A 13,377-nucleotide genomic window follows, 5' to 3' on the forward strand; every position below is an offset into this window, starting at 1 on the left:
TGACCCATTTTTTCCTTAAGTTTTTGCAGCTTGTGTTCTATTACAAAACCACTGCGTTACTAACGAGCGGCAAAATGGTAGCGAATCTAAACTAAAAAAATACATTTTTACACTGCTTGAAAGTCTACTCGATTCAATTTTAAAAACAATTATTGAAACAATTATAATATACTTTGTGCGTGGTTAAGATAGCTCTGGAATAGTATAAAGAACTATGTCATCATTGAAGAGAAATTCATCTGTTGTTTTGTACTCTTTATTAATTTTATAAGAATCATAAACATCGTAATCTGCTTTTGTATGGTAATCACAATATTGAAACTTACCCTCTTTATTGAAAAAGCCAAATTGATCAATTAATGTAGCCATTTTCTCACTTTTTGTTAATTCAAATACATCAGCTGGGCAGTGGCCTGAAGAATCTTGATTAGTAGTTCCTTTTGCAATAAAAAAAGATGGTTTATCGTTAAGTAACTTGCAGAAATTTGGCTTATATCCCTTTTTCATATAGTTTAAACTTGTATACTGGTATTCATCTGGAACATTTGAGTATTGAGAATCATACTTTTTATGTTCAAAAAACTCATTACCTAAGAAATTACAAAATGTTAATTTATAATCATCATTATTACTAGACTTAACGACTTTAAGATAATGAAAGTTTCTAGGAATTTTTATCTCTTCTTCTGTAACGTGATTATGTATGACCAATTGGTCATCAAGCATGCAGTAACCTATTTTTGGTAAAGTAGCTACAAGCTTACCGTTTAACATGATATCTGCTTGATAGATATTATCCGATAATTCTTTTCCCTTTTGCAAAGTAAAATTCTGCCCTGCCTTAGCTGGTGCACTGCATTGCTCAGTTTTAGTTAAGTTTTTTATTATTGTTGATATCTCACTAATTTCTAATATATCATGCTCATTTTTTGTGTATTGATACTTATAGCAACTACCATCTTCACATACTGGAAGACATTTTCCTTCTTCATCTGATATATAGATATAATCACCTTCTATTGTAAAATAAAGTCCACCTTTTTCTTCTTGAATTTTTTGTAGTACTGGGTCATTTTCATCGTTAAAATTGATAAAATTGAGTACTCCAGTTATATCTCTACCAGACAATTTGAGGCCAAAGTTAGGACTATCTTTTATGTTGTAAAGCGAAATCAAGATAGGTTTTGATTCAAGCTTTTCTATAATATTGTTTCTATTTGTACTTATTATAGCTTCTTGTTCTACAATAAGATCCTCTTTAATAGAGTTTCCACTTTCATCAGATCTTTCTGCCTGCAGGGGTAAGTTTCCTTCATATAAAGATATTTTATCTCCCTGCTTCTTTAACTTCAAACCATTAATATCCTCTACTTTAATTGTACCAATATGTAAATTGATAACCTTACTATTTTTGTTTAATATATAATATTCAGCAGGAAGTTTAATCAATTTTTTATAGAGCGGATTTTTATCCTCTATTTTAAATATATGTTTTTCCATGATATTACCTTAAATAACCAACAACTTGCTGATTAATGGCACTTAGGCTACTAGGAGGAGAGACATAACTCATAAAACTCCTTGGCTGCTCATTATCTGCCACTATTTTTTCAGTATTAACGAAAGCTCTTTGCTGCTCATTTAATCTTTTTTCCATATGATCTTTGAAAGTAGCCAAACATTTACTAGTTTGTTTGTAATCAGGTAATGATTTTTTCGCAGCTACACACAAGAACTTCAACAACTCATTATGATTTTCATCATTAAGTAATGACTTATTGATAATGGTTGACTGCAGTTCTACTGGATTAAAATTTAGACTTTTCTTTGAAATGCCGCATTTCACAGCTGTTTCTCCTAATACTTCTTCAAATTTTTTTACAATATCTACTGCATCTATTATTTTTGTCACTCGATTAAGCTCCTCTATTTCATTTTTTACTTTATATTTGTCCTGTCCTACCGCAGGGTAAAAGAAATTTATTACTTGAGATATAAATGAAGTTGGTCTGCTTGCTCCGCTTGTCACTGATGATTTTTTAGTTTCCCTCCTTCTTCTGCGTGCACTACAAACTTGATCTGCAGGATTTGTTGTACAAAACATATCTCTTACGCTACTATGCAATGCTTCCGCATTTTCTGCGGATTGAAGTGCTTGATCAGCAGAATCTTCAGCTTCTCCTGTAAGATTCACTGTTTGATTGTGTAGTATTTTAACCTTATCTTCCGTATCTTTAGCTTGTTTGGCAAAACCTTCTGAAGCATTTTTAGCTGCCTCTGCTGCTTTTTTAGCATCCAGAGTTTCATTTTTTGCTTTTCTTATCTCACGTAAAAACTGATCAGCTAATGTAGCACCTATTCCATCTTCTCCCTTGGAACCTGGCAATCCATTCGCACCTGGAGCTCCGGTATCTCCTTTTGGACCTTGTGGACCTGGCATACCCTTAAGACCAGATCTACCAACTTGACCTTTAGGTCCTTGCAAACCTATCTCTCCCTTAGGTCCTTGCAACCCATTCGCACCTGGTTCTCCTTTGTCACCTTTAGAACCTATCTCTCCTTTCTCACCCATATCACCTTTTATTCCCATGGCTCCGTCTAATCCTTTAGGACCAATATCTCCCTTTGTTCCATTTATACCTGGCTCACCTTTTATACCTTGAGGTCCTATATCTCCTTTTAATCCTTCTATACCCGGCTCACCCTTGTTACCTGTAAGACCTTGCGTACCATTGAAGCCCCTCAGACCTGGCTCTCCCTTAGGACCTTCTGGACCTTGCAATCCATTTGCACCTGGTTCTCCTTTCTCACCCATATCACCTTTTATTCCCATGGCTCCGTCTAATCCTTTAGGACCTATATCTCCCTTTGTTCCATTTATACCTGGCTCACCTTTTATACCTTGAGGTCCTATATCTCCTTTTAATCCTTCTATACCGGGCTCACCCTTGTTGCCTGTAAGACCTTGTGTACCATTGAAGCCCCTCATACCTGGCTCTCCCTTAGGACCTTCTGGACCTTGCAACCCATTCGTGCCTGGTTTTCCTTTGTCACCTTTAGAACCTATCTCTCCTTTCTCACCCATATCACCTTTTATTCCCATGGCTCCGTCTAATCCTTTAGGACCAATATCTCCCTTTGTTCCATTTATACCTGGCTCACCTTTTATACCTTGAGGTCCTATATCTCCTTTTAATCCTTCTATACCCGGCTCACCCTTGTTACCTGTAAGACCTTGTGTACCATTGAAGCCCCTCATACCTGGCTCTCCCTTAGGACCTTCTGGACCTTGCAATCCATTCGTGCCTGGTTTTCCTTTGTCACCTTTGGAACCTATCTCTCCTTTCTCACCCATATCACCTTTTATTCCCATGGCTCCGTCTAATCCTTTAGGACCTATATCTCCTTTTTCTCCCTTTGGACCTTGGACTTCTCCTGGATTTTTCCTTAGTTCTTCTGCAATGCTTTGTGTTAGCTCGGTATTATTTGCAAGGTTTTCTACTAATGTATGATTAGAATCACTTAGTAACACATCTGCTAGCTCTTCCATTCTGTTATCAGCTAATGCAATGGCTATTCCTGTTTGAATATCTTGATTACTAATAATTCTTCCTGCAACTTGCTTCTCTAATACTAAATCTCCGCCTTGGTCACGATATTCAAGCACCTGATTAGCAATAGTGCCATTATTAATTAATTTTTGTGCAACTTCTTCAGGACTTGCATCTCTACCTTTATCACCTTTAGACCCAGTATCTCCTTTGTCACCTTTAGAACCTATCTTTCCTTTCTCACCCATATCACCTTTTATTCCCATGGCTCCGTCTAATCCTTTAGGACCAATATCTCCCTTTGTTCCATTTATACCTGGCTCACCTTTTATGCCTGGCTCTCCCTTAGGACCTTGTGCACCTGGCAATCCATCTGTTCCGGTATCTCCTTTATCACCTTTAGAACCAGTATCTCCTTTGGGACCTTTTATCTTTCCTGGATTTTGTCTCAATTCTTCTGCTATTCCTTCACGTAAGACTGGATCATTTACCAGCACTTTTTTATCTTGATCATCTTTTGCTTCTAGTACTGCTCTTCCTAATTCACCTACTTTTTGAGTGTCAAAGAACTGATGAACAATATTTTCAACTATTGTTTTTGCTGCATTCACATCGCCTTTTAATTTGGCATACTCAAGCAAATACTCAACTAATTTTTCCTTGTCTATTTCTTGCTTCACGATTTCTAGAGCCTTTGGCTGATTATTTAAATCACTATGAAGCAGAAGATACTTAGCAAGTGCCCAATCGCTCACCTTACCTTTTATAAGATTGTGAGCTTCTATCTCGCTCATACTGCTTCTATCAACAAGTAGTTTAGCAAGCTTTTCTGCAAATTTTTCATATTTTTGGAAGGCTATAGGATCGGGATTATTTTTCTTTGTGGCATCGCTTGTTATCTTACTCACAGTATCTTTTATAATGTTTTTTGCTTCCTCTAAAGAAAGTTTACTTACTACTCCTTCAGTAAGTTTTGCTACATCAATTTTATTCACAAGTTCCTGCGAATTAAGATTAATTTTACCGGCAATCTGAGTTGCAAGATTTTCACCTTTGATACCATTTGCGTTAAGAACTGCTTCTCCTAGCTCAGCTTTTTTACTGGTAACTAATTCAGTTGCAATTTCTATAGCACTTGAGGCATCTCCCTTCTCACCTTTTGAGCCAGTATTTCCTTTAGAACCTTCTGGACCAGGAAAACCTCGGTCACCCTTATTACCTTTGGGACCTTGTTCGCCCTTTAACCCCCGTTGACCGTTACGACCTGGTTCGCCCTTTTGGCCTGGAGGACCTTGTACGCCTTTAACTAACGCTTTTAAAGAATCTTCTCGCTTTACACGCTCACCAAAAAGATGTGCTATTCTTTCTGAAAATCCCATGGAATTACTCTGATCTTCTTCCATTATAGCTGCTGCTAAAGGATATAGATGGGCTCTGTTAGAAGAAAATTCGGTAACAACTTGACTAATACTTGGAGTTATTCCATTAGTGCCTTGATTCCCTTTTTCTCCTTTAGGTCCTTGATCACCTTTTGATCCATGCGCACCTGACGATCCAGTATCCCCCTTGTTACCTTGAGGACCAGGCGCTCCATCGAAGCCTCTATCACCTTTTTGTCCCCTTTCACCTGGCTCACCTTTAGGACCTTGTACACCAGTACGTTCTAATCTGTCTATTCTGCGTTTTAAAAGTTCAATTTCTGTTTCTAAATTTATATGTTCTTGAATATTCACATCAACCTCCAAAAAGTTATCAAAATTTTCTAAGTTATAATAATAAGGATATGGACCTGGTCTATTGTCGTGCTCATACCCAAAAGAATTAGGGTTAAAATTATAAAAATTTTTGCATGTGCTATTTTCATACGATATGCAACCAACATAACTATTGCCTAACTTTTTTACTGCAAAATAGGTATCTTGTGCGTTCAAGCTCTCCATTTCATGAAAAGGGAATAACTCGAATGTATTGCTTATACGAGTAAATGCTGAATTGATATCATTCAATATGCCAACTTTTCTACCAATTGAATCATATACCTGAGCGCTCCTATATAATTTGTATATATTTCTTGATTCTTTAAACAAATAGTCTCCTATTTTTATTTTGAGTCTTTTATCAGGTGAACTTTTAAGATCTTCCAAAATAAGACTGACATTTTCGCTACTAATTATGTCTTTTGGATCTATTAAAACTTTCCTGTTTTCTAGCAGTTCATAATAAATACTACAGCTTTCACGATTATATGCCTTAACATGTAAACCATTTGTGTAACCATGAGGTATACGATCAATAGTAGCTATGATAGTATTTTTGCCATCATAGTAATAATAATAAGGTTGATCAGAGTTAGTAACTAAAGCGAATTTGTAATCATTTCCTACCCTTTCTAGCTTTAATTGTGGCCATTCAGATAAGTTGTTTAGTATACTTCCCACGTCATGCTTCAAATCCCAAATTTGAAAACTCAGGCCAATATTGTTGTCGATGATAATGTAAGATACACTAGGCAGGCTAAATGTTGTTTTGTTATTTAATCTTATTTGTGCAGGTATCCTACGACCAGTTCTATTATTACAATCGTTTTGTAGGATACCTTCCTTTTCTAGTTTAAAACGCATCTCCACCTCCCTTTGCGATTAGATATAATTAATTTATGGGTATTAATTATTGATTAATAATGATGATAAGTAAATATGATTATGCTTTATACTAATTTAATTATAAATTAATTTGTGAAAGAAAGTTATCCTTTTTAAACTGATTATCAAAAGGCTTTATATCATCCAGTTTCTTACCACTACAGCTCTTTCATCTTATGGATGATATCGTTCCAGTGCTTGATACTGAAGTCTAGTTCTTTCATAACCTCGTTGGAAAGGTTTTCAGTATAGGGACAAATTTTATTAATCTACAGAAACACCCTTACCCTCAGGGTAAAGAAGCTAGTTAAATTTGTCAAGCAATTTTTTCATGACCAGCTAGATAAATAGCTACTTCTTCAATTTGATTGAGGTGAAAAATTGATTGCCGTTGCGGTAAATAAGCAGCATTACTGAATCTTTGCCGTCTTTTTTTACTGCTGAATCAATTTGTTTTTGAAAATCATTAGTATTTTCAATATCGATTCCATCTAGTTGAATAATTATATCACCTTTCTTAATAACACGTAGTGTAGAATTACTACTACTATCTACACTAGTAACTACTACACCCTTTGTGGGTGCATTGTTTTTTAGTTCTTTTGGCAAATTTGAAACGGTTAAACCACTTATATAACTAGATGTTGATTTATTTTCTTCTTGATTATTACCTGAATCATCATTTGTAGATTCCTCGATTGCAACCTTGATATTGACTTCTTTACCTTTTCTAAGTAACTTAACCTGTACTTTCTTTCCGGGCTCAGTTCGTGAAACCATATGAGGTAATTGCGTCATTCTATCAATTTTTTTGCCGTCAAACTCTAATAGTATATCACCTACTTTGATTCCTCCTTTCTCTGCAGGACTGCCCTTTACTACGCTTGCAACTAATGCACCTTTGATATCTTTTAAACCCAAGGATTCAGCAAATTCTTTTGTTATAGGCTGAACTTGCACGCCAAGCCAACCATGTTTTATTTTTTTACCACTTTTTAATGTGTCAATAATTGAAATAGCTAGATTAGATGGTATAGCAAAGCCTATACCCACGTTACCGCCAGATTCAGATGGGGAATAAATAGCAGTATTAATGCCTATAACTTTTCCATTTAGATGAAATAGTGGTCCCCCTGAGTTACCTCTATTAATTGCAGCATCAGTTTGAATAAATTCATTCATAGTACCAATACTAATGTCTCTAGATCTTGCAGACACAATTCCTGTACTTACAGAGCCACCTAAACCAAAAGGGTTGCCTATTGCAATAACTGTATCACCAACTCTTGCTTTATCAGAATTACCAAATTCAACAAAAGGAAGATCTTTATCAGAATTAATCTTAAGCACAGCAAGATCAGTTTTTGCATCATAGCCTAAAACTTCTGCTTTGAAATAAGTATTATCGTTCATAGTAACTGTAATATCTTGGGCATTTTTAATAACGTGATAGTTGGTTACTATGGTTCCACTTTTATCTATAATAAATCCAGACCCAAGTAACGTCACTTCTCTATTAATGCTAGGAGCTCTATCGAAAAATTGATCAAAATGCTCGAAAAATTCTCTAAAGTCATCAAAGAAATTATTTCTTGGCGTAAAGGGAATTTTAGTTCTACTGTTATTTTCTTGCTTAACTATTTGCTCACTTGAAATATTTACAACTGCGGGAATAAGTTCTTCCACTATATCAGCAAGCCCTTTATTACAACTACATACAGGATCTGCAACTGTTTTTGCAAACAGATTAGCATATGAAGCAAATGAAATTAAAAAATATGCAAATATAGATAAAATAAATGCTTTACTTTTCATAAACTATTTCCATCCCTTGTTCAAAATATCTAAGAAATTATTATTTGGTGAAAGCACAAATTTAGTATTACCCTCAGCAAATGATTTACTGTAAGCTTTCATAGAGCGATAAAAGTTAAAAAACTCTTCATCAACCTTGAATGCCTCATTATAGATTCTAGTTGCTTCAGCATAACCACGGCCTCTTATTTCATGTGATTCTTTTACTGCACTAGAGACAATTCCCCTTTTTAATTTATCAGCTTTTGATCTAATTTCTTGTCCAGCTTGTTCTCCTTCTGCTCTAATTTCTTTTGCTTCCTTTTCTCTTTCAGTTTGCATGCGGCGGAATATTGCAGAACTATTTTCTTCTGGTAGATCTGCTCTCTTAATTCTTACATCTATTATCTCTATGCCAAATTTTCCAGCTTCAGAATAAACTCCACGTTGAATTAATTGCATAACTTCTGATCTCTTTTCATTCAATAAACTAATTAATGAAAATCTTCCTATATTCTCCCTTATGTGAGCTTCTATGACAGGATATAATCTTCTAACTAGCCCTGATTCATTTTTCACAGTCTGATAAAAAGTGATAGGATCTATTATTTTATATTTTGCATAAGCATCTACTATAATACGCTTTTGATCTGCAGTTATCACTTCCCTTGGAGTTTTATCAGGACTTAGATCTAAAATTCTCTTATCAAGAAATTCTACGTTATTTATAAATGGCAATTTAAAATATAAACCACTGTCCCTAACATCTTTTACGACTTTACCGAGTTGTATAACTATTGCTTGTTTTGTTTCTTGAACAACAAAGATTGAATTAGATAATGCAATCAATAATGCAACAAATACAAAAGCAAAAACAATTTTAATATTACTACTCATGACTATTTTCCTAGATTTGTAAGAGGTAAATAAGAGAACATACCTTTCAGATCGTCTGTTATAACAAATTTATCTACCTTGCTAAAAATATTTTCCATAGTTTCAAGATAAATACGATTCTTAACAAGAGAAGGATTTTGTCTATATTCTTCATAAAGAGATAAAAAGCGATTTGCATTACCTTTCGCTTCATTTATTATTTCGTTCTCATATGCTTCTGCATCTAATTTTATCTTTATTGCTTCACCTTTTGCACGAGGTATAATATCATTACTGTAAGCATATGCTTCGTTTATAGTACGCTCCTTATCTGCACGAGCACTTTGTACATCCCTAAATGAGCTAATCACTTTTTCTGGTGGGTCAATTTTTTTCATTTGAACAGATAAAATTTCTATACCCATTTGATATCCATCAAGAATCTGTTGCAATAAAATTCTAGTATCTCTGGAGATTTCAGCCCTACCTTGACCTTCGAGTGCAAAAGAGATCGTATTTTTACCTATTATTTCTCTCATAGCACTTTCAGCAGCATTTTTAACGCTGAAACCAGGTTTATAATCCCGCACTTTGAATAAATAATCTTTGGCATCTCTAACTCGCCACTGGACCTCAAAGTTAACGTTGACTATATTCTCATCTCCGGTAAGCATCACTCCTTCACCACGATCTGTATCTCGCCCATAAGAGCTGCTTATCCCAATTTCTTCACGATTTACTTCTTTAACATTCACTTTAAAAACCTTACCAATAGGGTAGGGAAAGTGATAACGCAAACCAGATGTTTCTGTATTGGAATATTTGCCAAAAGTAAGTTCTATACCTTCCTCACTCGGATGGACAATATAGAAACCAGTACAAAGATAAAACAACAAAACAATAAAAATGATGAAATAAGGTTTTTTCCCTCTATTTCTGGTTAAGCCATTAAAAAAGCATCTTATATCAGACACAGCTTTACTTAAAATATCTTCATTACTTGAACCTGACGGTTTCTTTCCAAGATTCCAAGGATTACGCTCATCCATAAAAATTATTAATTGTATAACTAATACGCTGATATTACTTAATCTTATCAAAAAATGCAAAACTATTTTGTTTGCAGATTAATGATCGGAGTGAAGGATGTGATCATACACTTCCTTTTTCTCTATATTATATGGTCAATTCTACAGAATTTCTGGCTTTTTTTGAATTCTTTATTGTCGTTTTTGATAAGTATCTTTAGTTGTATATTAATTATTAACATAAAAGACAATGCCTGGGATTTAGGAAACTTAATTTTAATCAAGTAGCTGCATAATAAATCATCGTCAAGTAATAGAATGACATTATCTACTATACAAATTACCTGCAAATTGCAATGTTCGAACAATTGTGTATCTGAGTTTTGAGATGACGAAACTAGGGTTGTATAATCTATACACATTTGTGACAATTTCTTACCTTCGCTCAAATAACTTTTCAATATCGCTTAATTTCATTTCTATATAGGTTGGTCTTCCGTGATTGCATTGTCCAGAATATGGTGTTTTTTCTATTTGCCTCAACAACTCATTCATCTCCTCTAATTTCATCTTTCTACCTGCTCTAATTGATCCATGACAAGCAATTGTAGCTAGTATTTTATTTATTTTATCCTCTATAGGTAGAGTATCTTCTATTTCTATTAATCTATCCACTATATCAATTAGCATTTTCTTCACATCTATTGACCCTAAGATTGCAGGTATTTCTTTTACTATGATCGCATTTTCTGATTTAATTTCGATATCAAAGCCCATTTCGAAAAGCTTATCCTTATAAACTTCTATCATTTCCATACCGGCTTGACTTTTGATTTCAACCATTTCAGGCAAAAGAAGTTTTTGTCTTTTTATACTTGATTTCTCCTTTAAGCACTCGTATACTAGTCTTTCATGGGCTGCATGCTGATCTACTATAATTAGTTTGTCTCTTACCTCGGCAATAATATAAGTATTGTAGATTTGACAGTGTGCAAACCCAAGTGGATAATCCCTTATTAGATCGGTTTGTTTCCTTTCCAAAATTGTAGTTTCTGCTCGTGGAGGAGATTTTTGCATACCAGTATAATCAAACGATTTTGAATGTTCTGATAAGCTTTTTGTCTCTATATTTGGAGAAGTAAACTCTCTCATTAACTGGTTTTCAAAAGGATCCGACCTTCTTCCATAAAATTCATTTTTAAGACTAGACCTACTAAAAGGATCTGATGATAGATGATTCGTTGTTGTTCCATTCTGGGCCAATACAGTTTCTGCAAGATCTATTCTCTTTGATAGCACTTTTATTAGCCCTCTTCTCACTATTTCATATATTAGCCTCTTGTTCTGAAACCTTACCTCTGATTTATTTGGATGCACATTTACATCAACTTGATCATACGGTATCTCTAAGTGCAGCGCTGCAAAAGGATATCTATTGCTTGGAATAAGGTCGTGATACGCATAACGAATTGCACCAATAAGTAGATTATCTTTAATTGGTCTACCATTAACAAATGTATAGATCTGAGTTGAATTGCTACGATTGACAGTAGGTTTACAGATGTATCCTGTAAGTCTAATGCCATCTTCTTCTTCACTAATTTGCAAAGAGTTTTCATGAAATTCTTCTTCTACTTCGCATAGCCTGCTAAATAATGAGTTCTGCTTAGCATACTTAAGAAGCTTCTTATTATCGGAGATAAGAGTAAACTCAATTCCATAATTGATCATTGCTAAGTTGTTTACAATATCAACAATGCTTTGTGTTTCTGCCCTTTCGGTTTTGAGAAATTTTAGTCTATTTGGTGTGGCAAAAAATAAATCTCGTACTTCAATATATGTTCCTATCGATAAAGGATAAGGAACAAGCTCTCCTATTTTTTCTCCCCCCTCATACCTTATAGACCATGCTTGATCTGCTTTGCTTGCCTTAGATGATAATTTTATTCTGCTTACTGCTGCAATTGAAGGCAAAGCTTCTCCTCTAAAGCCAAGATGCTTGATCTCTATCAATTCACTGTCACTCAATTTTGAAGTAGCATGGCGCATAAACGCAAGTTCTAAATCATCCTTTTTTACTCCGCTACCATCATCGATTACAGTAATGAGGTTACGCCCACCACTTTCTATCTTAATTTCTATCTCTGAGCTTCTGGCATCTATTGCATTTTCCACTAATTCCTTTACCACACTTGCAGGCCTTTCTATTACCTCTCCTGCTGCTATACGATTTATGGTTTTTGTATCTAAAAGAACTATTGCCATTATAATGTTGGTTTTTCTTTTACTGCTTTAGTTTGCCCCTCTCTCCATTTTTTTAATCTATCTGCAATTTCACTATTAGAAATCGACAATATAGATGCAGCAGTAATAGCGGCATTGCATGCTCCACTCTCTCCTATAGACATTGTTGCAACTGGAACACCTTTTGGCATCTGCACTATAGATAATAGACTATCTAGCCCATTTAATTGCTTGCTATGCACAGGAATACCGATAACAGGTAAATAAGTAAGCGATGCAGTCATACCAGGTAAATGAGCCGCTCCTCCTGCACCAGCTATAATAACCTTAAAGCCTTTTTCTTGAGCAGACTTAGTAAAATTAAAGAGTCTCTCTGGTGTTCTGTGTGCGGATATTATAAATACATCATGTGAAATTTCCAATTCTTTTAATAGGTTAATAGCATGCACCATAGTGCCATAATCCGACTCGCTTCCCATAATTACAGCAACATCCTTTTTCATTTTTTCTGTATTAGACATGATTTTATTTACTAACCAAATAGTATTTCAGAAGCAACAGATATTTAAATTAAATTACGAATATGATATAGCATTCTTATTAAATAGAAACTTTAAAAATTGAAATGAATCCCTATATTAAAATATAGAGGTATAAATTTCGGATATAAGGGTCTATTCATAATCTTTTTAGAAGCAAAGCGGTGGAAGCAAGAAGACGATTTGTAAGCTAGTATTGAATTTTGCTTATCACAATTGTCTACACTTTTCTATAAGAGTATTAGAGACTTACCTTTTGACAATACGGCAAAGATTTCTACAGTTACATCCTTTTATTTGTTTCTTTGCAATTACTTTTTTATATATATTTCAAAACACTTTCTTTACTTCCGCTATGTTTTTTACTTCATTTATTAAAATAATCTTGCCATTTTGAAAACATTGTTGATTCACTGAAGCCACTTTTTAGGACCTGTAACACTATGTAAAATATATCCTAAATCTTCTTGATTTTGTTTCTTTCTACAGAACTCTACTCAGTTTTTCTCCTACTCATCTTGCTCTGTTTTCATAATTTACATACTCTATCTCCGGTTTATTCCTTTCTTGAGATCATGTACAGTCTCTAAAACGAGTTTGTAAAATGATTATTTCTGTATTTTAAACTTTGCAATTTCAACTTATTCTCTTTAATAGTAAGTTTTTTACAAAATAATAGTTTGAAATTACTAGTATTTTGATA

Annotated in this window: 7 protein-coding genes; all 7 read right to left on the minus strand. The window is 34.3% G+C overall.

Features of this window, described 5'->3' with window-relative positions; genetic code table 11:
- Positions 1 to 183: 183 nt before the first annotated feature.
- The 7 genes from CAI20_RS02775 to purE all read right to left on the minus strand — a co-directional run bounded on the left by CAI20_RS02775 (position 184) and on the right by purE (position 12,656).
- Positions 184 to 1,500 (minus strand): hypothetical protein, encoded by a 1,317-nt coding sequence (locus CAI20_RS02775; protein WP_149168773.1) that lies wholly within the window; start codon positions 1,498 to 1,500, stop codon positions 184 to 186.
- Between the two features lie 4 nt (positions 1,501 to 1,504).
- Positions 1,505 to 6,172: a collagen-like domain-containing protein gene (locus CAI20_RS02780; RefSeq protein ID WP_149168774.1), complete on the minus strand. Its 4,668-nt coding sequence runs from the start codon at positions 6,170 to 6,172 to the stop codon at positions 1,505 to 1,507.
- 372 nt (positions 6,173 to 6,544) lie between these two features.
- Positions 6,545 to 8,008: a DegQ family serine endoprotease gene (locus tag CAI20_RS02785; RefSeq protein WP_007302429.1), complete on the minus strand. Its 1,464-nt coding sequence runs from the start codon at positions 8,006 to 8,008 to the stop codon at positions 6,545 to 6,547.
- A gap of 3 nt (positions 8,009 to 8,011) precedes the next feature.
- Positions 8,012 to 8,884 (minus strand): protease modulator HflC, encoded by an 873-nt coding sequence (gene hflC, locus CAI20_RS02790; protein ID WP_007302430.1) that lies wholly within the window; start codon positions 8,882 to 8,884, stop codon positions 8,012 to 8,014.
- A gap of 2 nt (positions 8,885 to 8,886) precedes the next feature.
- On the minus strand, positions 8,887 to 9,912 hold the full coding sequence (hflK, locus tag CAI20_RS02795; protein WP_007302431.1) for an FtsH protease activity modulator HflK: 1,026 nt from the start codon (positions 9,910 to 9,912) through the stop codon (positions 8,887 to 8,889).
- A 414-nt stretch (positions 9,913 to 10,326) separates the two neighbouring features.
- Complete coding sequence (gene mutL, locus CAI20_RS02805) at positions 10,327 to 12,156, minus strand: DNA mismatch repair endonuclease MutL (protein ID WP_052264667.1); 1,830 nt, start codon at positions 12,154 to 12,156, stop codon at positions 10,327 to 10,329.
- Positions 12,156 to 12,656 (minus strand): 5-(carboxyamino)imidazole ribonucleotide mutase, encoded by a 501-nt coding sequence (gene purE, locus CAI20_RS02810; RefSeq protein WP_007302433.1) that lies wholly within the window; start codon positions 12,654 to 12,656, stop codon positions 12,156 to 12,158. Before purE ends, mutL begins: the two co-directional genes overlap by 1 nt.
- Positions 12,657 to 13,377 lie beyond the last annotated feature (721 nt).

The sequence above is a fragment of the Wolbachia endosymbiont of Chrysomya megacephala genome, from assembly GCF_008245065.1.
GTDB lineage: Bacteria > Pseudomonadota > Alphaproteobacteria > Rickettsiales > Anaplasmataceae > Wolbachia.

Excerpts from the sequence above, each read along its gene's own strand:
- CAI20_RS02775 (WP_149168773.1), bottom strand. The coding sequence starts at position 1,500 with ATGGAAAAACATATATTTAAAATAGAGGATAAAAATCCGCTCTATAAA.
- CAI20_RS02780 (WP_149168774.1), bottom strand. The coding sequence starts at position 6,172 with ATGCGTTTTAAACTAGAAAAGGAAGGTATCCTACAAAACGATTGTAAT.
- CAI20_RS02785 (WP_007302429.1), bottom strand. The coding sequence starts at position 8,008 with ATGAAAAGTAAAGCATTTATTTTATCTATATTTGCATATTTTTTAATT.
- hflC (WP_007302430.1), bottom strand. The coding sequence starts at position 8,884 with ATGAGTAGTAATATTAAAATTGTTTTTGCTTTTGTATTTGTTGCATTA.
- hflK (WP_007302431.1), bottom strand. The coding sequence starts at position 9,912 with ATGGATGAGCGTAATCCTTGGAATCTTGGAAAGAAACCGTCAGGTTCA.
- mutL (WP_052264667.1), bottom strand. The coding sequence starts at position 12,156 with ATGGCAATAGTTCTTTTAGATACAAAAACCATAAATCGTATAGCAGCA.
- purE (WP_007302433.1), bottom strand. The coding sequence starts at position 12,656 with ATGTCTAATACAGAAAAAATGAAAAAGGATGTTGCTGTAATTATGGGA.